This window comes from Gilvimarinus japonicus (genome assembly GCF_042847215.1).
GTDB classification, from domain to species: Bacteria; Pseudomonadota; Gammaproteobacteria; order Pseudomonadales; family Cellvibrionaceae; genus Gilvimarinus; species Gilvimarinus japonicus.
In genome coordinates this window covers 3,204,999-3,230,474 of sequence record NZ_AP031500.1, presented here as the reverse complement: position 1 = coordinate 3,230,474, position 25,476 = coordinate 3,204,999, and the positions used below count along the sequence as shown (strand labels likewise).

The window sequence follows — 25,476 nt, the reverse complement described above, 5'->3', positions numbered from 1 at the left end:
TTCGAGCGATTGCGCGCTTTTTGGGCGCGTGGTGCGGTTAGTGGAGTTTTTGCCCGAGCGCTTCGGCGTACAGCGCCTCTTTTTCGGCGCGGCTCAGCTTGTGGGCGTCGCTGCTGCTTAATTTTGCTAGGGCGCGGGCGCGGGCGCTCGCCTGCAGTTGCTGGCGCGCTTTATCAAGGCTGTGGGCAAAGGCGGCGCTGCGATCGTATTCGATGACTTCGCTGCGCTCATCTTTGGGGCGACTTAAGTGTGCGGCGGCGCGCAGCATATCGTGGCCGGCGATAGCGGCAAGCTTTTCGGTGTCATCCGGGCCGTAATTGGCGCGCCAGTGTCCCAGAATGTGCGATAGCTGATAGTGGCTGCGCTCGTGCAGTAATTTAAGGAGGCGTCCTAGCTGGCGTAGTTCGCCATTGTTTTGGCTGAGCCACTGCTCGTGATCGGGGGCTTCGGCGGCCAGCTCTGGGTGCGCAAGCAGTAGGGCGATGGCTTTTTTGTGGGGCGGCATTAAGTATTGGCTGTTGCGCGCAATGGCGGTTTCTGGCCCAGTGGTGTCCGGCTCGCCCGGCGGCTCATCGCGTTGCTCGGTGTAATCCGTGGGCGGGGCGTCGTCATAGGCGCTGACTGGCAGTGATTCAAAGTCGGCGTAATCAGCCGGGGTCCATTGTTCGCTCTCGGCGGGTGGCGGCTCGGTTTGTTCGTCCCAGTCGGGGGTGGACAAGCTGGAATCTTGATCGTGCGGTTCGCGCCGCGGACTTTGGCTGCTGTGGGTGCGCGGTGAGGGCTGTGGTGAGCGATCTTGTGGCGAGGGCTGCTGCGAGGGAAGAGGCTCTGGCGTGTCGACCAGCTCTTCCAGTGTGGCGCGGTTTAGCCCGGTTCGGGTGGCCAGCGCCTCAAACATCAGTTCGCGAAATACACCTTTGGGAAGCTTTGCCAGTAATGGGGCGGCACGTTTGCTTAGGTGGGCGCGGCCTTCCATGGTGCGAATGTTAATGCCCTCGGCGGCGGCGTCAAACAGGTAGTCCTCGAGCGGTACCGCCATGTCGATTAAGTTTTCAAACTTCTCGGGGCCGATCTGGCGCACTAGGGTGTCGGGGTCTTCGCCGTCGGGTAAAAACAAAAACTTAACCTGGCGGCCATCGGTCATCGCGGGCAGCGATGCCTCCAGCGCCCGGGTGGCGGCTCGGCGCCCGGCGCTGTCGCCATCAAAACAAAATACGACTTCGCTGGTGTAGCGAAACGCTCGCTCTAGGTGTTCTTCGCCACAGGCGGTCCCAAGTGTGGCGACGCCGTAGCGAATGCCAAATTGTGCCAGCGCCACCACATCCATATAGCCCTCGACCACCAGCAGGCGGGGCAGGTTGCGATACGCTTGGCGCGCCTCGTGCAGGCCGTAAAGCTCGCGCCCTTTGTGAAACACGGGGGTTTCGGGGGAGTTCAGGTATTTGGGTTTGCTGTCGTCCAGCACCCGCCCGCCAAAGCCGATTACCCGGCCACGGGTGTCGCGGATCGGGAACATAATGCGCAGGCGGAAGCGGTCGTACAGGCGGTCGGAGTCCTCGGGCTGAATCAGCATGCCTGCCTTAAGTAGGCCGTCGCGATCGTCGCCGTTGGTGCCCAGTGTTTTTAACAGATTGTCCCAGCCCGGCGGTGCGTAGCCGATGCCGTAATCGCGGGCGATATGGCCGTCTAGTCCGCGGTTTTTAAGGTATTCGATGGCTTTGGTTTTGCCGGGGTGTTGGCGCAGTTGCTCTTGGTAAAAATCGTTGGACTTTTCCAGCAGCTCGTACAGCCGCCGGCGCAGTCGCTCTTGCCGGGTGGTTTCAGGCTTTTGCTCTTCGCGGGGTACTTCCATCCCGCACAGGTGGGCCAGTTGCTCGACCGCTTGAGGAAACTCGGTGCGCTCGTAGTCCATCAAAAAGCCCACGGCATTGCCGCTGGCGCCACAGCCAAAGCAGTAAAAAAATTGCTTGTCGGGGCTGACGGTAAAGGAGGGGGTCTTTTCGTCGTGAAACGGGCAACAGGCGCTGTAGTTTTTGCCGGTCTTTTTTAGTTTGACGCGATGATCCACCACCTCGACGATGTCGACGCGGTCTAACAGCTCATCAATAAAAGACTGTGGAATGCGGCTCATAGAGAGATTTTAGCCGCTTTCAAATTCGGCGGGTAGCGATTTTGCCAGACTACCCAAGGCTCGATTTGATGCGGCGGCTAACGTCGGCCATATCGGCACGGCCTTGTACTTGCGGCTTAATTAGGCCCATTACCTTGCCCATGTCGCGCATCTCGTTGGCACCCGATTGGATAATGGCTTTATCGACAATCTCATCCAACTCGGCGTCGCTGAGTGGTTGTGGTAAGAATTCTTGGATAATGACGCTTTCGGCGCGCTCTTGGTCGGCTAGTTCGGCGCGACCGGCGCTGTCGAATTGCTCGATAGAATCGCGGCGCTGTTTTAGCATTTTATCTAAAACAACAAGTACGCGGGCGTCGTCAAGCTCGATGCGCTCATCGACCTCGATACGCTTAAATTCTGCCATCACCAGACGCAAAACCGCCACGCGAGCTTTTTCTTTGGCTCGCATGGCGGTTTTAAGCTCGTCATTGATGCGGGTTTTCATTGCAGAAACTGCCATAATAGACCCTGTCTTTCTCTGAGAGCTAGCTGCTGCAAAGCCTTGGCTTAGCAGCAGGCGCCATTAATACAGGCGCTGAAACTTACGTGATTCGCGCTGTACTTTTTTGGCGTGGCGCTTAACGGCGGCCGCCATGTTGCGCTTACGAACAGCGGTGGGCTTCTCGTAGAATTCGCGGCTGCGAACTTCTGCTAAGACGCCTGCTTTTTCGCAAGAACGTTTGAAGCGACGCAGAGCGACGTCAAACGGCTCGTTTTCTTTAATCTTTACTGAAGGCATGTTTTTACCTTTGGTTAATAAAGGCCAGCGGCCCTGAAATGACTCAACTTCTAAGGGGCGCAGATTCTAACCACTTATCCAGATGCCTGCAAGCACCCGAGGCGGGTTTTTTATCGAATCGCGGGAGTTTTTTGGTTGGTTGCTGGCCCCGACCGTGTCTGGCCTATATGATAGCGGCAAAAATGGGCCCAGTGGGGCTCTATTTAACCCGGATTTTGAGATAACTTTTGTGAGTAAGCCCTTCGTGACTAAACCCATGTTGGTATTGGGGGTTGAAACCTCCTGCGACGAGACGGGTCTGGCCGTCTACCACACCGAGCGCGGCCTGCTGGCCCATGGCCTGTACTCGCAGGTGGCCGTGCACGCCGAATACGGCGGGGTGGTGCCCGAGCTGGCCTCGCGCGATCACGTGCGCAAAATACTGCCACTGATTCGCGAAGTAATGGCCGATGCTAACTGCAGCGCAGCGGATATCGATGGTATTGCCTACACCGCAGGCCCCGGCCTGGTCGGTGCTTTGATGGTGGGAGCAAGCGTTGGCCGCGCCTTGGCCTATGCCTGGGATGTTCCGGCGGTGGGGGTGCACCATATGGAGGGCCACTTGCTGGCACCTATGCTGGAGGACAGCCCGCCGGAGTTTCCGTTTGTGGCGCTGCTGGTGTCTGGCGGTCATACTCAGCTGGTGAGTGTTGCGAGTATCGGCCGCTACCAGTTATTGGGTGAGTCGCTGGATGACGCCGCCGGCGAAGCTTTTGATAAAGCCGCTAAAATGCTCGATTTGGACTACCCCGGTGGGCCGCATATCGCGCGCTTGGCGGAGCGCGGCACCCCTGGCCGATTTAGCTTTCCACGCCCTATGGTTGACCGTCCGGGGCTAGACTTTAGTTTCTCGGGCTTAAAAACCTACACCTTAAATACCGTGGCCAAATACGCCGGCGCCGATGGCTTGCCCGATGAGCAAACCTCTGCCGATATTGCCTGCGCGTTTCAAGAGGCTGTTGTCTCGACTTTGGTGATTAAATGCCGCCGGGCGCTGGAGGCCACTGGTTTAAAGCGTTTAGTGATTGCCGGCGGCGTATCGGCCAACACCCGTTTGCGCGCGGAGCTAGAGCGAGCGCTTGGCAAAATAGGTGCCGAGATGTTTTACGCACGTCACGAGTTTTGTACTGATAACGGCGCTATGATCGCGTACGCCGGCGCGCAGCGCTTGGCGGCAGGGCAGCGTGAGTCGCTCGCGGTTAATGTGCGCCCGCGCTGGCCGCTGGATACTTTGCCGCCGCTTGATGTAAGTACCTCTGCTTAAAGGTGAATAAAGAGAACCCGATGGACATTGTTTATATACGCGACCTTGAGATTCAGACCATTATTGGCATTTACGATTGGGAGCGCCAAGTGCGTCAAACCGTTAGCCTTGATATCGAAATGGCCAGTGATATTCGCCGCGCGGCCGAAACGGACGACATTCAGTATGCGCTCAATTATAAGGCTGTCTCTAAGCGTATTATCGCTTACGTCGAAGGGCGCGATGCGTTGCTGGTTGAGTCGCTCGCTGAAGAAATCGCTGCCTTGGTGCGCGAGGAGTTTGCTGTGCCCTGGCTCCGCTTGCGGCTCAGTAAGCCAGGTGCCTTACGCGGTGCGCGGGATGTGGGTTTAATCATCGAGCGCGGAGAAAAACCGGCATGAAGCCTGTGTATTTAAGTCTTGGCAGTAATATTGATCGCTATCGCCACATTAGTGCCGCGCTTGATGCGCTGGCCGATGAGTTTGGTGAGCTGGATATCTCGACAGTGTACGAAAGCGAGTCCGTTGGCTTTGAGGGCAGCCACTTTTTAAATTTGGTGGTGGGTATTCACAGCGAGCTTGATATTGCCGAGCTGTCGGCCCGACTTAAGCAAATAGAGGACGATAACGACCGCAATCGCGACGGCCCTAAGTTTAGCCCGCGCACGCTGGATATTGATATTTTGCTGTACGGTGATTTTGTTGGCACCACCGCCGGCATTGAGTTGCCGCGAGATGAGATCACCAAAAACGCGTTTGTCTTGCAGCCGTTAGCGGAGCTTGCCCCGAAAACGATTCACCCAGAGCTGGAGCAAAGCTATGCGCAGCTGTGGCACGGTTACGATAAATCCCGTCAGCATTTGTGGCCTATTGATTTTGTCTGGCGAGACTTGACGCTGCCCTGTCGTTATTAGTCGTTATGGCAGCTGTGCGGTGGTAAGCGGCCGGTTAAAAACCTGCCCCCAAGCCGAGCGGCATGTTAAGCGTAACACCAAGCCAGCCGCGTTGATCATCGGTCACGCCAAGAGCCACGCCAAATTTTATCGGTTGATTTTGCCACGGGTAAATATTAACCCGCAGTTTTAAATCCTCGGTGCCATTGTAAATCGCTGACCACAAAAGGTTGCCGTTACGATCACCAAAGAGCCCGACGCTGGGGCGGGTTTTATAGTTTAGCTCGCCATTGGGAAACGCAATGCGCGTGATGGCAGCGCCCACACCCCACGACAAGGTGTTACCGCTGGCCAGCGTATGTGATAGCCCCACCAGATTATTCATGCCCATGTAAGCAAATAGCTCCGTATTGCCGTGACTGAGAAGTTGCGGGCGCACCACGTAGCTGATGCCGGTGTTGCGTAACTGATCATTGCTGGGATCGTAGAGAATCAAGTGCGGCCAAACGGCCGGCTTGAGATTCTTTTCGATGTATTCTGCGCGCTGGTCATCCGAGAACAGCCAGATGCCCAAAGGGCGAAAAATAAAAACATCGGCAACCGGGTCGTCGGCGGCGGAGGTTTTTTTCTCTATTGCCTCCTGTGCCAGCTCGGCGGCCATCGCGGTGCCGACGGCTGCCCATAGCGGATGGGCGTATTGGTGGGCTCGGTAGTATTCTAAGTCGCGCCGATAAACGATACCGCCACCAAACAAATGTAAAGCGTAATTGGGGAGCGCGGTAGGCCAGTCGCTGGAGTGCTCTGTGTCGTAGGGCAGAATCTGGCGGTTGATAAAACGCCCCCAGCCGCCTTCGCTGTTGATGGCGGCGTCTGGGTGGGTAAGGTTGTCAAACAGTGTGCTAAAACGGTGATCGATGTTGTGTTGATCGAAGTTATCCGGTAGCTGCAAGGTATCAAAGGTATAGTGAGAAAAACTGTTTAGTGGTGAGTATAGCGCATCCGCGCCGGTATTGGCCGGGCGATAGTAGTCCGCGTGCAGGGTTTGCGGCAGCCCCACAGCCGCTATGGCGGTCAGTATTATTGCTAGCCACAACATTGGGGCGCGTCGTTTTGCCGTGTTTTTATCGGTTGTCACAGTGGGCCACGTTTAGAGTTTTTTTGGCTCTTAACAATACGGCCAGCGGGTTTTATAGGCCGTATTGTTAATGTAGCTTTTTATTATAACCAGCGCAGCTTTCTAAACAGCCCCAGCAAGGCCACACCCATGGTTGCCATCAATCCCATGGCGATAAAATAACCATAGCGGTAGTGCAGCTCGGGGATGTAGTCAAAGTTCATGCCGTAAATGCCCGCGACAAACGTCAGGGGAACAAAAATCGCTGTAATTACCGTAAGCACTCGCATAGTGTTGTTTAGCGTGTGCGATGCCAGCGATAAATAACCCTCAATAAGATCGCCACAGATTTCATAGTACATGGCGGAAAGGCTGTTAACGCGTTCGCAACGATCAAATAAATCTTGCAGAGCGTGGCCGATGTCGGGGGATTGTTGTGCAAACACATCCGGTGTTTCATGCAGTAGTGTGGTTGCGACGCGCTCATGATAATTGAAGGTACGCTTTAGTTTGCGCAACCGCGATTTAAAGGCGATTAAAGAGCGCATTAGTTCGTCATTGGGGCGCTCTTGCATCATGTCTTCAAGATCGTTAATGCGGGCCTCAAAGGTGAGAACCGCCTCTAAGTAGCGGCCTACAGAGTAGTGCATGATTCGCACCGCTTGCAGCGCCGGTTGGCGCAGTAAGTCGATATCTGGGTTGTTCCAGTTTTTCTCGATACTGATTGAGCGGCCCTGGTGAATGCTGATTAAGCAGCGCTCTTCAGCAAACAGTGCGATGGGTACCTGGCTGACGTTTAGCTCTTCGTCAAAATCCGTAATGCCGCGATACAGAATCAGCACTTGATTGTCGAAGGTTTCGGTTTTGGGTGGGTGGCGTTTGCGCTGTGCGTCCTCAATGGCGAGAGGGTGGCAGCCCTGGGCTAATAGCAGCGCTTTCTCATCTTCGATATTTTCACTTTCGATATCAATCCACAGGTAACCACTGTCGTCTGCACGCCAAGCGTCTATCTGCTCGACGCCGCCGTACTGTGTTTGACCATCGGTTGTGAGTCGGAGGGTTTTTATCATAGTGGTATCCTTAGCCTTGCGTGTAGCGAGTTAGTTGCTGAGGGTTCGGCCGCCATCCACAGCGATAATTTGGCCGGTAATATAAGGTGCATCGTTCAGTAAAAAATCAATAGTACGGGCAATATCGTCGGCAGCACCAGCCCGTTTTAGCGCAATTTTATCAACAATGGCTGCTTTTGCGGTATCGCTTAATTCGGCGCTGTCCTCTGGCCACATAATGGCGCCGGGGGCTACGCCGTTTACTCGCACCCCGGGGGCAAGCTCGCGCGCTAATGATTTGGTTAGCATAACGTTGCCGGCCTTGGCGATACAGTACAAGGAGTGTTCACTCAGTGGTCGGTCGGCGTGAATGTCGGCGATATTAATGATGGCGCCCGATGTTTTTGTTAGCGCCTCGCACAAATGCTGCGCGAGAAAAAACGGCGCTTTTAGGTTGCTGCCAATCAGGTCATCCCACTGTTGTTCAGTCGCGCTGCCGATAGGGGTAGGATAAAAAGTAGAGGCGTTGTTGATTAACGCATCGAGCTGTCCCCACTCATTAATAGCCGCGTGCGCTAATGACCCGACATCATCGAGTTGTGTCAGATCGGCGGCTAACGCCCGCGCCGAGTTCGCGCGCTGCTGGTTAAGCTCGCCGATGAGCTGTTCGGCCGCGCGGCTCGAGCTGCGATAATGCACGATAACGCGCCAGCCTTTGGCGTGTAAGCCGCGTGCGGTGGCCGCGCCGATGCGGCGAGCACCACCGGTGATTAATACCACGGGTTCGCTCATGCTTGTCGTTCCTTATCTGTTTGCTGTTTTAACGCCTCGAGCTTTTGTAGTCGCTCGGCATCAATGGCGGCGCCTAGCTCGGCACCTTGGTAACCCTTTGCAACTAACGCTTTTACGTCTACGGTTTGACACAACTCCAGCGCGCGATGTAAGTAGCCAGGTTGTGGGTAATCTCGCGCCTCAAACCCAGTGCGACCACGGGAGTCTGCCTCGCAGGTTAATAACAGCTGTGCAAACCGTTCGGGGCGACGCAGCGCGTCGGTTTGCTTTAGCAGTTTTAGCACTGTGGCCGGGCGCAACTCAAAGGCGCGGTGCACGTGGGTGTGGAACTGCGCGGCCAGGAGTGCCAAGTCGCGGCAATCGTTGGGCACTGCAAGCCGTTTACACAGCGTCTTAATAAGCGGTAGACCCAATTGCTCGTGGTTAATGTGGCGGGGCCATTTGTCCGGCGGTGTCTCGCCTTTACCTAAATCGTGCACCAAGGCGGCAAAGCGCACACAGGTGTCGGTCGATAACCGACACGCTTGTTGCAAAACCATTAAGCTGTGTTCGCCGGTATCGATTTCTGGATGATGCTCGGGCGGTTGCGGTACACCGAACAGTCGGTTGAGTTCGGGTAATATTTTAGCCAGAGCGCCGCAGGTTTTTAGTAGGGTAAAAAACACCTCGGGATTGCGCTCGCCCAGCGCGCGCGACATTTCTTTCCAAGCGCGCTCGGCGACTAAATGATCGGCTTCACCGTCCTCGACCATGGCGTGCATCAGGGCCATGGTCGACTCGGCGACAGTAAAACCTAAGTGGTGATAGCGCGCGGCAAAGCGGGCGGTGCGCAGGATGCGTACCGGATCTTCACTAAAGGCGTCAGAGACATGCCGCAGTTTTTTATCGCGAATATCTTGCGCGCCATTAAAGGGGTCAGATAGTCTGCCTTGTTCGTCTTCGGCAATGGCGTTGATGGTGAGATCGCGCCGAATCAAATCGTCTTCTAGGCTGACGTCTGGGCTCGCGTGAAAGGCAAAGCCGGTGTAGCCAGGGGCGGTTTTGCGTTCGGTGCGGGCGAGGGCATATTCCTCTTTGGTGTTTGGGTGTAAAAATACGGGAAAGTCTTTGCCCACCGGAGTGAAGCCTTGGGCGAGCATTGCCTCGGGGGTGGCGCCTACCACCACCCAGTCGCGCTCGTGGTAGGGGTAACCTAGCAGTTTGTCGCGCACGGCGCCGCCCACTAAATACACTTGCATTACGTCGGTTGCTCATTGGTTTATACGGAGGCGTCCATGGTAGACAATTTCTTAACGAAATGCGCGTTTTATGCTTGTTTGCCGCGTCCCTTGAAGGTAGAGTTAAACGCTTAATCTATTTGTGATGTTGTTTATGTTGCACTTGTTGATCGCAAACCCCGTCTGTATTGCACTGCGCCGAGTCTGGCTAGCGGTTGCGGCGAGCTGTTGCGGTGTTAAAGAGCAGGTGAGTAGATGTTAAAGCTAGATTAACAACACTTTGTTTCTTAAAGGCCGCAGCACTCCACTGCGGCCTTTTTTCGTTTAAGGCTTTGGTGGTTTTGCGGTACGTCGCGCCGATGGACGGGGCGGCTTTTACTGTGAGGGAAAAACCATGCCGGTACTGATCGCCTATATTCTTGTGGTGCTTATTTGGGGCACCACGCCTCTCGCCATTGTCTGGAGCAACGGTTCGGGCCATTTTATGGCGGCGGTGTTGTCGCGCATGCTGCTGGCGTTGGTGGTGGCACTGGTGATTAACGCGCTGCTTGGCCGGCGCTTGTTTGATCGCCCGGGGGCTGTCTGGGTGTATTTATTTGCCTCGCTCGGTATCTTTCCCAATATGCCTTTGGTGTATTACTCGGCGCAGTTTATTCCCTCGGGGTTAATTGCCGTGATTTTTGCGTTGTCGCCGTTTGTAACGGGTGTGTTGTCTGCCTTTATCCTTAAAGATAATCCGTTTAACCGGCAGCGCTTATGTGCGTTGGTGTTGGCAGTGCTAGGGCTGGGGGTGATTTTTCGCAGTCAGTTGGCGCTGGATGAGGGGGCGGCCATAGGCATTGCCGGAATTTTGGGTTCGTGTGTGTTGTTCTCGACCAGTAGCGTGCTGTTAAAAGCGCAGCGCACTAGCGTCGATGCGTTTAACCAGACCACTGGCTCGCTGTTGTTTGCTATGCCCGGGTTGCTTGCATTTTGGTGGCTGGCCGATGCGCCCATGCCGGCGTTGCCCACCCAAGCGGTGGCGGCCATTGTCTATTTAGCACTGTGCGGTTCTCTGCTGGGCTTTACGCTGTTCTTTTTTGTGCTGTCGCGTTTGTCGCCCTCGGTGGTGTCCTTGATTACCTTAATAACGCCGATACTGGCCCTGAGCAGCGGCGCACTATTGGCGGGTGAGCGCTTGAGTACCGAAGCGCTTATAGGGACGGCATTGGTGTTTTGCGCGCTGGTCCTCTACCTCGATTTATTGCCATTTCGGCGCCACCCAAAGCATAGGTAATGGTGGTGCGCTATATTGGTGCTGTGCCTATCGCGCCGCTTTAATAAATGCACAGGCTTGGTGCTTGGGTGGTTGCTAAGGTTTGCTCTGGCTGCCCGTGAAATCTTCTATCTCTATGATTTCTAAGTGAAATTACAAGTTGGCGCGGTCTTCGCTATTAGCATCGCAAGCTGTATCGGTGTGCTATCGACGGCTACGGGACTCCTGCGACAGAATCGGGAGCTACCTTAAAAAACAGTTGCCATTAGAAACTAGAGGAAGATTTCATGAAGATGATTAACAAAAAAGTACTGGCTAGTGCCGTTGCCGCGTCAACCCTTGCTTTGAGCGCGTTTGCACCGGTTGCCAATGCTGAAGTATCGGCATCGGTGGGGGCAGCCAACATGTACTACTGGCGCGGTTATGACTTGGGTAATGGCGATCCGGCTATTTCAGGTGACTTAACCGTTAGCACGGGCGGTTTGTACGGTGGTGTGTGGGCTTCTTCTGGTGATGCGTCTGAGGGGACCGAGTACGATTTGTACGTAGGTTACGGCGGTGAAGCGGGCAGCTTTAGCTACGACATCAGTGTATGGAACTACAACTACCCCAGCGCGCCGAATGAGACATACTTGGATGACGCCGGTAACGAAGTGATTATCGATGGCTCTCCAGATATTGGCGATTTAACTGAAATTGTTGGCTCCGTGGGATTTGGTCCTGTTGCTTTGACCTACTATCACGGTGTGGCAGATTTGGATGAGTATTGGTATGCCACTATAGGTGCAACTTTTGACAAGTTCAGTGTAACTTACGGTTTGCACGAAGATGATTACTCGCACGTAGATTTGGGTTACTCGTTTAACGACAACCTGAGTTTTACCTTGGGTATTCCGGTCGATGATGTCGATGGCACAGTAGATGAAGATGCCAAAGTGGTTGTTTCCCTGAGTTTGCCTATCGAATTCTAAGTATGTGAATTTTAAGCAAGCCAGACAAAAAATCTGTTCCGCTTAACAGATATCACAGCGAGCATGAAGCTGTCGGGGCAAACTTCGGTTTGCCCCTTTTTTTGTCTGTACTTTTCCGCCTCCCTTGGTATTGGCAATATGCGATAATCCCGTCTCTATAGTTAGGCTAAGGAGTGCGGCTTATGTCCCCGCAGGATACAGAGGTGTTAGTGACCGGCGGCGCCGGCTACATAGGTAGCCATGTTTGTGTGGCGTTGATTGAAGCGGGCTTTACACCGGTGATTGTCGATAATTTTTGCAACAGCAAGCCGCTGGTGTTAGATCGCATTGCCGAGATAACCGGTGTGCGACCAACGGTTTACGAGCTGGATATTAATGACAGTGCTACTTTAGCGGATGTGTTTGCGCGGCATAATATTCAAGCTGTGATGCACTTTGCCGGTTTAAAAGCCGTGGGTGAGTCGACACAAATCCCCTTAGCGTATTACCGCGATAACGTCGCTGGCGCTTTAACCTTGTGCGAGGCGATGGCCGAGGCCGGGGTACGGAATTTAATTTTTAGCTCATCGGCAACCGTGTATGGCGATCCGGCCAGCGTACCTATCGACGAAAGCTTTCCCCGCAGTGCCACCAACCCATACGGCCGCAGTAAGTTAATGATCGAGCAAATGCTGGAGGATGTGGCCGCCGCTCCGGAGTCGGGCTGGAATATCTCGCTGTTGCGTTATTTTAACCCAGTGGGCGCGCACCAGAGCGGCCGTATCGGTGAAGACCCGTCGGGTATTCCTAATAATCTAGTGCCCTACGTGGCACAAGTAGCGGTGGGTAAGCGCCCGTTTTTGCAGGTGTTTGGCGATGATTACGCGACCCCCGATGGTACGGGCGTGCGCGATTATATTCATGTAGTGGATTTGGCGGCCGGTCATGTGGCGGCGTTAACTAGATCGCTGCCGCTGCCGCCTGGCTGTCGCGCTTATAACCTTGGTACCGGTATTGGCTGCTCGGTATTAGAGGTGTTGCGCGCGTTTGAGCAGGCGTGCGGCAAAACCCTTGCCTATAAAGTATTGCCCCGTCGCCCGGGAGATATTGCACAGTGTTATGCCGACCCGGCATTTGCCTGCGAGGCGCTTGGTTGGCGTGCCGAGCGAGACTTAGCGCAGATGATGCAGGACAGTTGGCGCTGGCAGAGCAATAACCCCGACGGCTACGTTTAACATTAGCACTGCCCGTTAGGGTGATGGGGAGGCGAGTGTGGCGCCGGGTAGTGCCAGTTCAAAGCGGGCGCCGCCCAACGGTGAGTGGCCGATAGTCAACTTGCCCCCATAGTTGCAGGCGATGTCGGCGCACACCGCCAGCCCGATACCTTGGCCGGGCATAGCGGTGTCAAGTCGCTTGCCGCGCTCCATCGAGCTGTTGCGCATAGTGTCGGTGATGCCCGGGCCGTTGTCGTCCACTTGCATGGTAAGTAATTGATCACTTAGGTGCGCGGTCACGGTTACTGTGCCGTCGCCGTACTTGCATGCGTTGTCCAATAAGTTGCCGGCCAACTCCATTAAGTCTTCCTCGTCGCCGATAAACGCGATATCGGCGGGTACGTCGAGATTGATACTTAAACCTTTGTCCCGGTAAATTTTCTTAAGCGAATCGGCTAGGCGCTCAAGCGTTAGCCGTAGCGGTATTTGTGAGCCACTACCGGCGTGCTCGCTTACCGCTTTTTGCAGTTGGTACCGGACGACTTTTTCCATGCGTTCCACCTGTTGATTAACGTGTTGTTGATAGTCTTCCCTGTCGCTGGTGGCTTTGAGTACCGCCAGCGGTGTTTTTAGACTGTGGGCTAAATCATTAACCCGGTTGCGATAGCGCGCGCGCAGTTGGGTCTCACGCGATAATACTTCATTCAGCCTGTCGACCACTTGTTGAATCTCGCGCGGATAATGGCCTATAAGCGTTTGGCTGGCGCCGCTGCGCATTAAACCCAAAGACTGCGCCAAGCGGGCCAAAGGTGCAAGGGCCCAGCCGGTCAATAGTACTTGAGTGGCGAGCAGCGCCAGCGCGACCAGCCCCAGCCCCTGCCATAGTTGGGTGCGGTAGGCGGCTAGGGCGAGCCGAAAGCTGTCGGTGTCGTGCAGTATGGCAAAACGGAATGGGTGAGTAATGCCGCGATCGTCTTCCCATAAAGTGTCAAATTGTGCAAAAAAGTAGTGATCGGTACCGATCTTGCTGCGCCGAAAGTGCATTTGGCCGGGGCGCCACTGAGGCGAAAAATCGGCAAAGCCCGGTGCGGGACTGAGTAGGCGGCTGGAGTTGGAGCGCCAGACTAGATGGCTGTGCGTGTTGTACACAAACGCGGCAATGCCTGAGGTGTTCTGCTCAAGGTCGGGCTCTATAAGTGTCTCGGGTAGCTCTAGGTGCACGCCGTTGTGGGTTGGGCTAAGCTCAGCCAGACTAAACAGTAAATAAAAGTAGCGCTCTAACCGCACTTGTTCGGCGGCCTCCAGGCTATTGCGGTAGGCGCGATCGAGCGCGACCCCGGCGATTATAAGCACCACTGGCAATACCAATAGCGAGCCAATCAGCAGCCGAGCCTTAAGGGTGGCGCGCGCCACGTTAAGGCTCTCGGCTTGAGTTGGGGGTTAGGTTAAAGCGATACCCCAAACCGCGCAGAGTGCTGATGGGGGTGAGGCTGCCGTCGGGGTCGAGCTTTTTGCGCAGCCGCCCAATAAATACCTCGATGACGTTGCTGTCGCGGTCGTAATCTTGCGCGTAAAGGTGTTCGGTGAGCTCGGTTTTGGACAGCGTTTTTCCGGCGTTGAGCGCTAAATACAGTAAGGTGTTGTACTCGTAACTGGTGAGCTCGATGGGCCGCTCTTCGAGGGCGACGGTTTTGGCATCGGTGTCGATACTTAAAGGGCCAAACGCCAACCGGTTTTGCGCGGCGCCGTGAGCGCGGCGCAATAATGCTTGTACTCGTGCGCGCAGCTCCTCGGGGTGAAACGGCTTGGTAAGGTAATCATCGGCGCCGGCCTCAAGCCCCTTGACTTTGTCCTGCCACGCGTCGCGAGCGGTGAGTACCAAAACGGGCGCATCGCGGCCATTGGCACGCAACTGGGCGATTAGGCTAAGGCCGTCAATCTCGGGCAGGCCAAGGTCGATAATTGCCAAGTCATAATCGTATTCGCTGGCCATAAACAGGCCATCGCGGCCATCACTGGCGCCATCGACCGCGTAACCTTCCACGCTTAGCTGGCGGACCAGCTCAGTGCGCAGTGCGCTGTCATCCTCGACAATCAGTAAGCGCATAAAGCATCCCTTGTGGTTTGAGTGGTTATTGCAGTGGCCGGCCGTTGCCTGCGTCGATAAGCACCGAGTGGATGCGGCCGTTGCTTTGCAGTAGCTTGACTCGAAACGCCGCTCGCCCCTGTACGCTTACCTGTTTTACGTCGATCACTTTACCGCCGTATAGCTTGCTGGCAATTTGGCCTGCTTTGGCGGCGCTGATGGCACACTGGGCGCTGCCCGCGGCAACCGGGTTTGCAAGGTGGCCCGCTAGAGTGGGTGCGCCCGGCGCGGCGACGGCCATTGAAGTGGCGAGTAACAGGCCCGCGATAATGCAAATGAGTCGAATCATAGTCTGTGGTCAGCGCTGTGAGTGTGAAAGACCATTGTACTGTGCCTTAGCCTTAGTTCGAAAGCTCGCCAGATGACGCTGGTGTGGTTGGTGGGCGCAATATTGGCTGGCATTATGAGTCCGAAGGTTAATGTAACTATTTAGCAGTACCCTAGAGTAGCCCGCTGAGCCTGAACCGGCGCTGAAAATAATGGGCTTGATGCGCTTTGGCGGCGCTGGATACACAAGTTTTTCTCGCGTCCGGTTTAAATATGCCCGCTTTTGTGGCAAAACCCGCAAAATACCTGTGTAAACAGGTATAATCGCCGCTATTTTCCCGCATATTTTAAAAGACAGGTTTACGGCATGTTGGATACTGTTTCGGTAGCAGAGTATATGACTCAGGTCGGGCGCGAAGCGCGCGCCGCCTCGCGGGCGCTGGTAGCGGCCAGCACCGGTGTTAAAAACGAAGCGCTGCAAGCAATGGCGCGTGAGCTTGATGCCGCGCGCGACACGCTTGCCACAGAAAACGCCAAAGATTTAGACGCCGGCCGCGAGAATGGTTTGGACGCGGCGCTGCTGGACCGCTTGGCGCTGAAGCCCGCCACGATTGATGGCATGATCGAAGGTTTGCGCCAAGTCGCGGCGCTGCCTGATCCCTGCGGTGAAATTACCGATATGAGCTACCGCCCCAGTGGTATCCAAGTGGGAAAAATGCGCGTGCCATTGGGCGTGGTGGGCATTATTTATGAGTCTCGCCCCAATGTGACCATCGATGCCGCGAGCTTGTGTCTTAAATCGGGTAATGCGGCTATTTTGCGTGGCGGCAGTGAGGCGATTCACTCCAATCGCGCAATTGCCGAGTGTATTGCCCGTGGCCTTAGGGCGGCGGGGTTGCCCGAGGCCTGCGTGCAAGTGGTACAAACCACCGATCGTGCGGCCGTGGGCGCGCTGATTACTATGCCGGAGTTTGTTGATGTGATTGTACCGCGCGGCGGCAAAGGCCTAATCGAGCGGATCTCCCGTGAGGCATCGGTGCCGGTCATCAAGCATTTAGACGGTATTTGCCATGTGTACATTGATGCCAAAGCTGACCTCGACAAAGCCTTTGCCATTGCGCTAAACGCCAAAACTCACCGCTACGGTGTGTGTAACGCGATGGAGACGCTATTGGTGGATGCGGCGGTAGCCGAGGCAATTTTGCCACGCCTGGCTGATGCCTATCGTGCCGAGGGCGTCGAGCTGCGCGGCTGTGAAAAAACCCGCGCGCTTGTTACCGCCAACGCCGCCTCCGACGAGGATTGGGCGACCGAATACTTGGCACCGGTGCTGTCTATTAAAATCGTGGAATCGCTGGAAGAGGCGATGGATCATATCGCTCGTTACAGCTCGCAGCATACCGAATCTATCGTGACGGAAGATTACAGCCGCGGCCGGCGTTTTATTACCGAAGTGGATTCCAGCTCGGTCATGATCAACGCCTCGACCCGCTTTGCCGACGGCTTTGAGTACGGCTTGGGCGCCGAAATCGGTATCTCGACCGATAAAATCCACGCCCGGGGCCCAGTGGGGCTAGAAGGGTTAACCTCGCAAAAATGGATCGTTTTTGGCGATGGCCAGATTCGTCATTAGGCCGGGGGACGCTAGCAGGTTGCGAGTTATTTTGCTGTGAGAAAAAAAGTCGCCATTTTTGGCGGTACCTTTAACCCGGTGCACAACGGCCATTTACGCTTGGCGCTGGATCTAGTGCAGCAGCTGGGGTTTGACGAGATGCGCCTGGTGCCTTGCCATATCCCAACGCACCGGGCTGATCCCGGGGTGGCCAGTGCTCGGCGCGCACAGATGGTGACGCTGGGTATTGCCGGCAACCCCAGTTTGCAAATGGACGACCGGGAGCTTGTGCGCGGTAGCGCGTCTTACTCGGTTGACACCTTGTCGCAGCTGCGCGCCGAACGCGGCGGCGAGTGCTCCCTGACGTTAGTGATGGGGCTGGATGCCTATTTGGGGTTGCCCCAGTGGCACCGCTGGCGCGAGCTGTTGGCGTTTGCCCATTTGTTGGTGGTGAATCGTCCGGGGTATCAGTTGCCAGCTGGTGGCGAGCTGGCCGAGTTTGATCGCATCTACAGCGCCGGGGCCGAAGCGTTATCTGCCGCGCCTGCCGGGGCTGTGGTGCACCTTGATATACGGGCGCTGGATATCAGTGCCACTGAAATTCGCACACTTACGGCGGCGGGGTTGTCGACGCGCTTTTTATTGCCCGAGTCGGTGCGCCGCTATATTGCCGAGCAACAACTTTACGGAGCGCGAGACGACTGTTAAGTCGCGCGTTCCTTTTGGATTTACACACGCACTTTACGAAACATAAATAGGTAACCAATGTCAGACTCAATCAACGCCCTTATCTTGGAAGCTCTGGAAGATTTAAAAGCTCGCGATGTCGCCGAGGTAGATGTGCGTGACAAAAGCGATGTCATGGACACCATGATTATCGCCACGGGTACGTCAAATCGCCATATCCGCTCGATGGCTGTGCATGTGATCGAAGAGTCTAAAAAAGCCAATATGGCGCCGCTGGGGTCCGAGGGGTTAGAGGGCAGCGACTGGGTGCTGGTGGACTACGGCGATACCGTGCTCCATGTGATGCTGCCCGAAGCGCGTGAGTTTTACGACCTTGAGAAGCTGTGGTCGGTCTCGCCGGCAAACCGCACCGAAGACTAGGCTTAAGCCATGCGCATACGACTGATTGCCGTGGGCAGCAAAATGCCCGGCTGGGTGCAAGAGGGCTATAACGAGTACGTTAAGCGCTTGCCGCGCGGCGATCTGGAGTTAGAACTGGTCGAGCTACCCTTGGCCCCGCGCGGTAAAAATAGTGATATTCAGCGAGCCATGGAGCGGGAGTCGGACGCAATCCGCGCGGCCATCGGGAAAGGAGATCGGGTGGTTGCGCTGGATGTGAAAGGCAAAAGCTGGGGTACTGAGCAGCTGGCCGAGCAACTAGCCGCTTGGCGTATGGATGGCCGCCATGTCAGTTTACTGATTGGCGGGCCCAATGGTTTAGCCCCCTCGGCACTGGCACTGGCCGAGCAGCGCTGGTCATTGTCGGCGTTAACTTTGCCGCACCCATTGGTACGGATTGTACTGGCCGAGCAGTTGTATCGGGCGTGGACGATTTTGCATAACCACCCTTATCACAAATAACACGAAGGCGCGTCGAGCGCTGGGTAGGATCTGACACCCCTATGTCCGAAGCGAGACACTTTAAAGATCACCACCGCGAGGCGCGTTTGTTTTTTGCGCGCACGCTGTTTGCCGGTGTGGTGATTGTGCTGCTGACGGGCATGTTGATTTTGCGTTTTTATTCGTTGCAAGTCGATCATCATGACGACTATGTCACTCAGTCCGATCGCAACCGCGTGCATGTCTTGCCTATCCCGCCTACCCGGGGGCTTATTTACGATCGCAATGGTAAGTTGCTGGCCGAAAACCGAGCCAGCTACACCTTGTCTATTGTCCACGAGCGGGTGCCCGATCTCGCCGAGACACTAGAGTTTCTCGCAACGCTGGTGGATATCAGCCCTAACGATATCGAAAAATTTAACGATCAGCTGCGTCAACGGCGCCGACCGTTTGATGCGGTGCCGCTGCGCTTTGGCTTAACCGAGGAAGAGCTGGCGCGACTGGCGGTTAATGAATTTCGCCTTGACGGGGTCGAGGTGCACGCGCAGCTGGTGCGTTACTACCCGGAAGGTGACCTGTTTGCCCACTCTATTGGTTACGTGGGCCGTATTAATGAAAACGAATTGTCGGGGTTTAGCTCCGAGGAGTATCAGCGCTATAGTGGCACGCACTCAATCGGTAAGATTGGCTTAGAGCGCTCGTACGAATCCGAGCTGTTGGGTGAGGTGGGCTACCAAAACGTAGAGACTAATGCTCGGGGTCGGGTGTTGCGTATTCTGGACAGCAGTGACCCTAAGCCTGGTAGTGATCTGACGCTGCACCTTGACTCCGAGCTGCAAAAAGAAGCCTTGGCCGCACTGGAGGGACACCGTGGTGCAGTGGTTGCCATCGATGTCGCGACCGGCGGTGTGTTAGCCGCCGTGAGTGCGCCGAGTTTTGATGCCAATTTATTTGTGACGGGTATTAGTTTTAAAGATTATCGTCAGCTCAATCAGTCTCGCGATTTACCCTTGTTTAATCGCTTTTTGCAGGGACAGTACCCACCGGGTTCGACCATCAAGCCGGTGGTAGCCATGGGCGGCTTGCACTACGACATTATTACTCCCGAGACAACGGTATACGATCCGGGCTATTACAAACTGAAAGGCAGCTCACGGCTGTATCGTGATTGGAAGCGTTGGGGGCACGGCGAAAAGGTCGATTTTAAGCAGGCCATTGCTGAGTCGTGCGATGTATATTTTTACGATCTCGGTTTTAATATGGGCATCGATAAAATGCACAGCTTTGGCTATCAGTTTGGATTGGGGCAAAAAACTGAGATCGACTTGCCCAATGAGCGCCGCGGCATTTGGCCTTCACGGGACTGGAAACGCGGTGCCCGTGGCGAACCGTGGTATCCGGGTGACAGTTTAAATGTGGCGATCGGTCAGGGCGATGTGTTGGCAACGCCGCTGCAACTGGCCTCTATGGTGGCCACGATTGCCCATCGCGGTGTGCGGTTGCGGCCGCAGTTGGTGGCCTCGGTGGGGGGCGAGCCGCGCCCGCCCATCGTCGATCAGAAAGTGGATGTGGAAGCCTCGGTCATGGAGCTCGGCGTCGAGGCAATGGCCGAGGTGGTGCACGGTCAGCATGGCACCGCGCGGCGAATCGCCGACGGTGCTAAATACCGTATGGCGGGAAAATCCGGTACGGCTCAGGTGGTGGCGATTGCACAAAACGCTGAGTACGATTCGGACGCCCTCAGTGAGCGCAACCGGGATCACGCTTTGTTTGTGGGGTTTGCGCCCTTGGAAAACCCAAAAATTGCGCTGGCGGTATTGTTAGAAAATGCCGAGTCAGGTTCTGGCGCGGCAGCACCAGTGATGCGACGGGTATTTGATGCGTGGCTGTTAGATGAAAACGGCGAGCTAAAGGAGTCACCCTAAGAGTGCCTAACCAAGACTTTCTTCGTCGCCTGCCCGAGTCTGATCGCGCCTTGCGCAAGCGCGACCGCTTGCAGCAGCGCCTACATGTCGATTTTTGGTTGCTATTATTGCTGCTCACCATTACCGCCGGCGGCCTGGTGGTGCTGTTTAGCGCCAGTGACCAGTCTCTGGCTACGCTCAAGCGCCAAGGTATTTATTTTGCGCTCGCTTATTTTGTCATGATTGTGGTGGCGCAAGTGCCTGTGCATTTTATGCGCCGCATGGCTCCTTGGGCCTATGCCGTAGGGGTGGTTTTATTGGTGTTGGTGGTGTTACACGGGGTTGGCGCTAAGGGCGCGCAGCGCTGGCTAAGCTTGGGCAGTTTTCGTTTTCAGCCCTCGGAAGTGATGAAGTTGGCAATGCCCATGACGATTGCCGCTTATCTTGGGCAACGACATTTGCCCCCGGTGTTTAAACATGTATTTTGGACCCTCGCGTTGGTGGCCGTGCCTACCGTACTTATTATTAAACAGCCGGACTTAGGCACCTCAATTTTGGTGGCCGCCTCAGGTTTGATGGTGCTGTTTTTTGCCGGTTTGTCGTGGCGCTACATACTTGCGGCGGTGACGGTTTTATTGGCGAGCCTGTGGCCGCTGTGGCATTTTGTCTTGCACGATTACCAAAAAAAACGTGTGCTGACACTGCTTAACCCCGAAGCTGACCGTTTGGGGGCGGGTTGGAATATCATTCAATCTAAAACCGCGATTGGCTCTGGTGGCGTGCCGGGTAAAGGCTGGCTGCACGGCACTCAATCGCACCTCGATTTTTTGCCGGAAGGGCACACTGATTTTATTATCGCGGTATTGGCGGAAGAGTTTGGCCTGATTGGCGTGCTGGTGTTGCTGGCCCTTTATATTTTGGTCGTGCTGCGCGGCATGTTGATTGCTGTGCGTGCGCAAGACAGCTTTGGTCGCTTATTAGCGGCCAGTATTACGTTGACCTTTTTTGTCTATGTGTTCGTTAATATCGGTATGGTGTCCGGTTTGTTGCCGGTGGTGGGTGTTCCCCTGCCGCTAGTAAGTCAGGGGGGGACCTCAATTGTGACTTTGCTGGCGGGTTTTGGGATTTTAATGGCGATTGCCACCGAGCCGCGCAAGGTAATCCGTTAGCTATGGCGGGCGAATACCGTGTTTGTTTATCTATAGAGCTTGTCAGGAGGCACTTTGCTGTTTACTCGTTGTAGGTCGGTTGCCCGTGTCTGGCACTGGTGGTTGCCGGTGTTGTTGTTAGCAAGTGCTGCCCACGCGGATTACACGCAGAGCCCAGAGGCGCAAGTGTTTATCGAGCGTATGGTGAGTGAGCACAATTTTACGCGCGAGTCGCTACAGGCGTTATTTGCGCAAGCCGAGAAGCGTCAACCGATTCTCGATGCGATATCCCGACCGGCCGAAAAAACCAAAAGCTGGGCCGACTACCGCAAAATTTTTATTAAAGAGGCGCGCATTGAAGGTGGCGTAACCTTTTGGCGCGATAACGCCGAGGCGTTGGCTCGTGCTGAGCAAGAGTTTGGCGTACCGGCGGAGTATATTGTTGCCATTATTGGTGTTGAAACATTGTATGGGCGCATTACTGGCAACTACCGGGTGATGGATGCCCTGAGCACCCTGGCGTTTAACTACCCGCCGCGCAGTGAGTTTTTTACCCGCGAGCTTGAGCAGTACCTGTTGCTCACCCGTGAGCATCAGCAAGACCCCCTGGCCCATAAGGGATCTTATGCCGGGGCAATGGGTTTTGGGCAGTTTATGCCTTCCAGTTACCGGCACTACGCAGTGGATTTTGACGGCGATGACTTACCGGATATTTGGGAAAACTTAACCGACGCTATTGGCAGCGTGGCAAATTATTTTAAAAGTCATGGCTGGCAGCGCGGTGAGCTTGTGACGCTGCGCGCGCGCCCTGACGATACGTTAGATAGCGCTATCGTGTTTAACCAAATCGTGCCGCCCGAGCGCACCATTGGGCAATGGCGCGAGGCGGGTCTGCAACCTATTCGTCATGTTCCCTCTGAGGTGAAAGCGCTGGCGGTTAAGCTCGATGGCGCATTGGGCGATGAATACTGGTTGGGGTTTAACAATTTTTACGTCATTACGCGTTACAATCGCAGCCATATGTACGCTATGGCGGTGCACCAGTTGGCCGAGGCAATTGCGCGGGCGCACCGCGAGAGTGGAGGTGCGCGTGAATAAAGTATGGTGGTTGGCTTTAGCTGTTGTGATCTTAGCGGGCTGCTCCAGTAACAGCAGTAAACCGCCTAGCCGCTATCATATCGATCAGGATGTCGGGCCGGACCGTGAAGTGGATTTATCCCATGTTCCCGATGCCGTGCCGAAGGTGGAGCCCCGCACTCGCGCCGGCAACAAAAACCCGTATACCGTATTGGGCAAAACCTATTATCTAATTGAGGATGAGTCCAGTTATAAAGAGCGTGGTAATGCCTCCTGGTATGGTAAAAAGTTTCATGGGCACAAAACCTCCAATGGTGAAACCTACGATATGTACGCCATGACGGCCGCCCATAAAACCCTGCCGATTCCGTCCTATGTGCGGGTTACCCACCTAAAAAACGGCCGCAGTGTGGTGGTGCGGGTCAATGACCGCGGCCCGTTTCATCAGGGGCGTATTATCGATTTAAGCTACGCTGCCGCGCAGCGCCTGGGAATTTCTAAAACCGGCACCGGACCGGTTGAGGTAGAGATTATTGTGCCGGGTGATACGCCACCGCCACCTCTGAAGCCCGATGATCGCCCCGCGAGTCACGCCGATGGTTTTTACCTGCAGGTGGGGGCGTTTTCCAGCGCGGCGAGCGCCAAGCGCTTGCGCGATAAGGTGGCGTCGTCGATGAATTCTCGGGTGTTTATCAGTGAGTTTAACGCGGCCAAACCCTTGTATCGGGTGCGTATTGGTCCGCTAACTGACGAGCAGGAGGTCAATCGTGTGCGCGAGCAGCTTCCGGCGGTGGGTGTTTACAACAGCCACCTTGTGAAAGATTGAGCAAAGCTGCCGTCCACGGTGTCTTTGCGTTACACTTTACCAACCCTTTGCCTGACTAACTGACTTAAAGACTGGATATTCATGTTTGCCAAAACTTTAGCCGCTTGCGGCCTATTTACCCTCGCTCTTGTTGCTAATGCTCAGCAGGTGTTAATCCCTGCGCCGCCGCAATTGGCCTCCTCCGCTTATTTATTGCTGGACGCCGATACCGGTAAGGTTATTGTTGAAGAAAACGCCGACGAGCAGCTGCCGCCGGCGAGCTTAACTAAGATGATGACCAGTTACATTGTGACCTCGGAGCTAGAAAATCAGCGGATTAGTGAAGAGGATCTGGTCAATATTAGTGTGGCTGCCTGGAAGATGGGCGGCTCGAAAATGTTTGTTCGTGAAGGCACCCAAGTGTCAGTGATCGACTTACTGCGCGGTGTTATCGTGCAATCGGGTAACGATGCCAGTGTGGCATTGGCGGAGCATATTGCCGGTGGTGAAGACGCGTTTGCCGATGTGATGAACCAGACGGCCAGCTTGCTGGGCATGACGAACAGCCACTTTGTGAATGCCACCGGCTGGCCTGCCGAAGGGCACCTGACGACGGCGCGGGATTTATCCCTGTTGGCGCGGGCGATTATCAAGGATCACCCGCAGTATTACGATTTGTATAAAGAAAAGTACTTTTCTTACAACGGTATTAACCAGCCTAACCGCAATCGCCTGCTGTTTCGCGACGACTCGGTCGATGGTTTGAAAACCGGCCATACCGAGGCCGCCGGTTATTGCTTGGTCGCGTCGGCCAAGCGTGGCGACACCCGTTTGATCTCGGTCGTGATGGGTACTGCGAGTGAGGACGCCCGCGCGGCTGAGACGCAAAAGCTGTTGGCGTATGGTTTTCGCTACTTTGAGAACCAGACACTGTATAGCGCGGGTGACGTAATTGAAAACGCTCGCATTTGGTACGGCGAGGCCGACCAGCTGGCGCTTACCGTGGCCGAAGACGTGATGCAGACCATTCCCCGGGGGAGTCGCGGCAGTATTGAAGTTGCGCTGCAATTGCCCGATACACTTAAAGCGCCCATTAAGAAAGGTGAACAAGTGGGAACCTTAACGCTGACCTTGAACGGTGAGACGTTGGCCGAAGTGCCCGCAGTAGCTCAAGCCGCTGTACCTGAGGCGGGTTTTTTCGCTCGAATTGTTGACGCTATTAAGTTGTTTATCTCCGACTTGCTGAGCTAGAAGCTTATTGAGTTGACCGCATTGTGTCTGACGGCTGCAGCTGTCAGGCACAATGTTTGTTACAATTGCCCGCTGTTGCCATAGCGAGGTCTCAATCCGTGCAAGAACCCCCCAAAATTGAATTTCCCTGTCCCGGTTACCCCATCAAAGTGTTAGGTGAGGCGGGCGACACCTTGTACTCGTTGGTTATGGAGGTGATGGATGAGCACGCCCCGGGCTTTGATCGCGAGCGCACCACTGTTAAAGACAGTGGAAAAGGTCGCTTTCAGTCGGTAACGGTATATATCACCGCCACGGGTGTCGAGCAGCTTGAAACCATCCACCAAGCCCTGCGAGCAAACCCCGTTACCAAAGTTGTCCTGTGACCGCTGAAGTTGATCAGCTAGAGGTTCATGATCTGGACCGGCGCGATTACCTGAGCGTTTGGCACGAGATGTCGGCGTTTACCAGCAACCGTGGGCCGGACACTAGGGATCAGCTTTGGTTAGTAGAGCACGCACCGGTTTTTACTCAGGGGCAGGCGGGAAAGCCCGAGCATCTGTTGGCGCTGGACGGAATTGAGCTGGTACAGAGCGACCGCGGCGGCCAGGTGACTTATCACGGTCCGGGCCAGTTAGTGGCGTATCCACTACTGGATTTGCGTCGTCGCAAGCTGGGTGTCCGTGAATTGGTCACTTTGATCGAGCAAATTATTGTTGCGGTGTTAGCTCGTTTTGCGATAGATGCGTACGCGCGACCGGATGCCCCGGGGGTTTACGTCGACGGCGCCAAAATAGCCTCTTTGGGTTTGAGGGTCAGGCGCGGCTGTAGTTTTCATGGTTTGGCGCTGAATGTAGCCATGGACTTAGCGCCGTTTGAGCAGATCAACCCCTGCGGTTACGCCGGGCTGCAAATGACCGACATGGTCAGCCTAGGCGCCAGTTCCTGCACCATGGCGGCGGTTAAATCGGCGCTTGTCGATGAGTTTGTACAGAAATTGGGCTATAAAACCGCTATAATGCCTGCCCTTTAATGGTTGGCGCC

The 25,476-nt window shown here is 55.2% G+C and carries 27 protein-coding genes; 17 read left to right on the top strand and 10 right to left on the bottom strand.

Annotated elements, in window-relative coordinates:
* Positions 1–37 precede the first annotated feature (37 nt).
* The 3 genes from dnaG to rpsU form a co-directional block, all read right to left on the bottom strand.
* Positions 38–2,131: a DNA primase gene (gene dnaG, locus ACGHAD_RS13710; RefSeq protein ID WP_382418102.1), complete on the bottom strand. Its 2,094-nt coding sequence runs from the start codon at positions 2,129–2,131 to the stop codon at positions 38–40.
* A gap of 49 nt (positions 2,132–2,180) precedes the next feature.
* Complete coding sequence (locus ACGHAD_RS13705) at positions 2,181–2,633, bottom strand: GatB/YqeY domain-containing protein (RefSeq protein ID WP_382418104.1); 453 nt, start codon at positions 2,631–2,633, stop codon at positions 2,181–2,183.
* A gap of 63 nt (positions 2,634–2,696) precedes the next feature.
* A complete protein-coding gene (gene rpsU, locus ACGHAD_RS13700; protein WP_041524939.1) occupies positions 2,697–2,912 on the bottom strand; it encodes a 30S ribosomal protein S21 in 216 nt (71 codons plus the stop codon).
* Positions 2,913–3,168: 256 nt separating this feature from the next.
* On the opposite strand from rpsU, the gene tsaD reads away from it, so the two are divergent.
* From tsaD to folK, 3 genes are read left to right on the top strand one after another with little or no spacing between them, the layout of a single operon-like run.
* A complete protein-coding gene (gene tsaD, locus ACGHAD_RS13695) occupies positions 3,169–4,215 on the top strand; it encodes a tRNA (adenosine(37)-N6)-threonylcarbamoyltransferase complex transferase subunit TsaD (RefSeq protein WP_382418603.1) in 1,047 nt (348 codons plus the stop codon).
* A gap of 20 nt (positions 4,216–4,235) precedes the next feature.
* The gene (gene folB, locus ACGHAD_RS13690; RefSeq protein WP_339615875.1) at positions 4,236–4,595 is read left to right on the top strand and encodes a dihydroneopterin aldolase; all 360 of its coding nucleotides are present in this window, start codon (positions 4,236–4,238) and stop codon (positions 4,593–4,595) included.
* Positions 4,592–5,107 (top strand): 2-amino-4-hydroxy-6-hydroxymethyldihydropteridine diphosphokinase, encoded by a 516-nt coding sequence (folK, locus tag ACGHAD_RS13685; protein WP_339615876.1) that lies wholly within the window; start codon positions 4,592–4,594, stop codon positions 5,105–5,107. Before folB ends, folK begins: the two co-directional genes overlap by 4 nt.
* A 34-nt stretch (positions 5,108–5,141) precedes the next feature.
* On the opposite strand, the gene ACGHAD_RS13680 is transcribed toward folK, so the two are convergent.
* The 4 genes from ACGHAD_RS13680 to ACGHAD_RS13665 form a co-directional block, all read right to left on the bottom strand.
* Positions 5,142–6,182 carry a hypothetical protein gene (locus ACGHAD_RS13680; protein WP_382418107.1) on the bottom strand — a complete coding sequence of 347 codons (1,041 nt, stop codon included), beginning with the start codon at positions 6,180–6,182 and terminating at the stop codon, positions 5,142–5,144.
* A 122-nt stretch (positions 6,183–6,304) separates the two neighbouring features.
* The gene (locus tag ACGHAD_RS13675) at positions 6,305–7,270 is read right to left on the bottom strand and encodes a magnesium transporter CorA family protein (protein ID WP_339615878.1); all 966 of its coding nucleotides are present in this window, start codon (positions 7,268–7,270) and stop codon (positions 6,305–6,307) included.
* A gap of 30 nt (positions 7,271–7,300) precedes the next feature.
* The gene (locus ACGHAD_RS13670) at positions 7,301–8,041 is read right to left on the bottom strand and encodes a pteridine reductase (RefSeq protein WP_382418109.1); all 741 of its coding nucleotides are present in this window, start codon (positions 8,039–8,041) and stop codon (positions 7,301–7,303) included.
* The gene (locus ACGHAD_RS13665) at positions 8,038–9,279 is read right to left on the bottom strand and encodes a multifunctional CCA addition/repair protein (RefSeq protein ID WP_382418111.1); all 1,242 of its coding nucleotides are present in this window, start codon (positions 9,277–9,279) and stop codon (positions 8,038–8,040) included. Before ACGHAD_RS13665 ends, ACGHAD_RS13670 begins: the two co-directional genes overlap by 4 nt.
* Positions 9,280–9,652: 373 nt before the next feature.
* Between ACGHAD_RS13665 and ACGHAD_RS13660 the strand changes: the two genes are divergently transcribed.
* The 3 genes from ACGHAD_RS13660 (at position 9,653) to galE (ending at position 12,698) form a co-directional block, all read left to right on the top strand.
* The gene (locus tag ACGHAD_RS13660; RefSeq protein WP_382418113.1) at positions 9,653–10,534 is read left to right on the top strand and encodes a DMT family transporter; all 882 of its coding nucleotides are present in this window, start codon (positions 9,653–9,655) and stop codon (positions 10,532–10,534) included.
* Positions 10,535–10,800: 266 nt separating this feature from the next.
* A complete protein-coding gene (locus ACGHAD_RS13655; protein ID WP_382418115.1) occupies positions 10,801–11,484 on the top strand; it encodes a TorF family putative porin in 684 nt (227 codons plus the stop codon).
* A gap of 182 nt (positions 11,485–11,666) precedes the next feature.
* Complete coding sequence (gene galE, locus ACGHAD_RS13650) at positions 11,667–12,698, top strand: UDP-glucose 4-epimerase GalE (protein ID WP_382418117.1); 1,032 nt, start codon at positions 11,667–11,669, stop codon at positions 12,696–12,698.
* Positions 12,699–12,713: 15 nt separating this feature from the next.
* Here galE and ACGHAD_RS13645 read toward each other — a convergent pair whose 3' ends face one another.
* Genes ACGHAD_RS13645 through ACGHAD_RS13635 form a run of 3 tightly spaced genes read right to left on the bottom strand, consistent with a single transcriptional unit; the run spans position 12,714 to position 15,112 of the window.
* Positions 12,714–14,090: an ATP-binding protein gene (locus tag ACGHAD_RS13645; protein WP_382418119.1), complete on the bottom strand. Its 1,377-nt coding sequence runs from the start codon at positions 14,088–14,090 to the stop codon at positions 12,714–12,716.
* Position 14,091: 1 nt separating this feature from the next.
* Complete coding sequence (locus tag ACGHAD_RS13640; RefSeq protein ID WP_339615885.1) at positions 14,092–14,784, bottom strand: response regulator transcription factor; 693 nt, start codon at positions 14,782–14,784, stop codon at positions 14,092–14,094.
* A gap of 25 nt (positions 14,785–14,809) precedes the next feature.
* Positions 14,810–15,112: a PepSY domain-containing protein gene (locus ACGHAD_RS13635; protein WP_339615886.1), complete on the bottom strand. Its 303-nt coding sequence runs from the start codon at positions 15,110–15,112 to the stop codon at positions 14,810–14,812.
* A gap of 345 nt (positions 15,113–15,457) precedes the next feature.
* On the opposite strand from ACGHAD_RS13635, the gene ACGHAD_RS13630 reads away from it, so the two are divergent.
* The 11 genes from ACGHAD_RS13630 (at position 15,458) to lipB (ending at position 25,465) form a co-directional block, all read left to right on the top strand.
* Positions 15,458–16,723 (top strand): glutamate-5-semialdehyde dehydrogenase, encoded by a 1,266-nt coding sequence (locus ACGHAD_RS13630; protein WP_382418122.1) that lies wholly within the window; start codon positions 15,458–15,460, stop codon positions 16,721–16,723.
* Positions 16,724–16,759: 36 nt separating this feature from the next.
* The gene (gene nadD / locus ACGHAD_RS13625) at positions 16,760–17,410 is read left to right on the top strand and encodes a nicotinate-nucleotide adenylyltransferase (protein WP_382418124.1); all 651 of its coding nucleotides are present in this window, start codon (positions 16,760–16,762) and stop codon (positions 17,408–17,410) included.
* 57 nt (positions 17,411–17,467) lie between these two features.
* The gene (gene rsfS, locus ACGHAD_RS13620; protein WP_339615889.1) at positions 17,468–17,809 is read left to right on the top strand and encodes a ribosome silencing factor; all 342 of its coding nucleotides are present in this window, start codon (positions 17,468–17,470) and stop codon (positions 17,807–17,809) included.
* Between the two features lie 9 nt (positions 17,810–17,818).
* Positions 17,819–18,289, top strand: a complete 471-nt coding sequence (gene rlmH, locus ACGHAD_RS13615; protein ID WP_382418126.1) for a 23S rRNA (pseudouridine(1915)-N(3))-methyltransferase RlmH — start codon at positions 17,819–17,821, stop codon at positions 18,287–18,289.
* Positions 18,290–18,330: 41 nt separating this feature from the next.
* Positions 18,331–20,193, top strand: coding sequence for a penicillin-binding protein 2 (mrdA, locus tag ACGHAD_RS13610; protein ID WP_339615891.1), 1,863 nt, complete (start codon positions 18,331–18,333; stop codon positions 20,191–20,193).
* 2 nt (positions 20,194–20,195) lie between these two features.
* Positions 20,196–21,341, top strand: coding sequence for a rod shape-determining protein RodA (gene rodA, locus ACGHAD_RS13605; RefSeq protein ID WP_339615892.1), 1,146 nt, complete (start codon positions 20,196–20,198; stop codon positions 21,339–21,341).
* Between the two features lie 54 nt (positions 21,342–21,395).
* The gene (mltB, locus tag ACGHAD_RS13600) at positions 21,396–22,418 is read left to right on the top strand and encodes a lytic murein transglycosylase B (protein WP_382418129.1); all 1,023 of its coding nucleotides are present in this window, start codon (positions 21,396–21,398) and stop codon (positions 22,416–22,418) included.
* A complete protein-coding gene (locus ACGHAD_RS13595) occupies positions 22,411–23,223 on the top strand; it encodes a septal ring lytic transglycosylase RlpA family protein (protein ID WP_339615894.1) in 813 nt (270 codons plus the stop codon). Before mltB ends, ACGHAD_RS13595 begins: the two co-directional genes overlap by 8 nt.
* Positions 23,224–23,304: 81 nt before the next feature.
* The gene (locus tag ACGHAD_RS13590) at positions 23,305–24,453 is read left to right on the top strand and encodes a D-alanyl-D-alanine carboxypeptidase family protein (RefSeq protein ID WP_382418131.1); all 1,149 of its coding nucleotides are present in this window, start codon (positions 23,305–23,307) and stop codon (positions 24,451–24,453) included.
* A gap of 98 nt (positions 24,454–24,551) precedes the next feature.
* Complete coding sequence (locus ACGHAD_RS13585; RefSeq protein ID WP_339615896.1) at positions 24,552–24,818, top strand: DUF493 domain-containing protein; 267 nt, start codon at positions 24,552–24,554, stop codon at positions 24,816–24,818.
* Positions 24,815–25,465 (top strand): lipoyl(octanoyl) transferase LipB, encoded by a 651-nt coding sequence (gene lipB, locus ACGHAD_RS13580; RefSeq protein WP_382418133.1) that lies wholly within the window; start codon positions 24,815–24,817, stop codon positions 25,463–25,465. Before ACGHAD_RS13585 ends, lipB begins: the two co-directional genes overlap by 4 nt.
* The last annotated feature ends 11 nt before the right edge of the window (positions 25,466–25,476 follow it).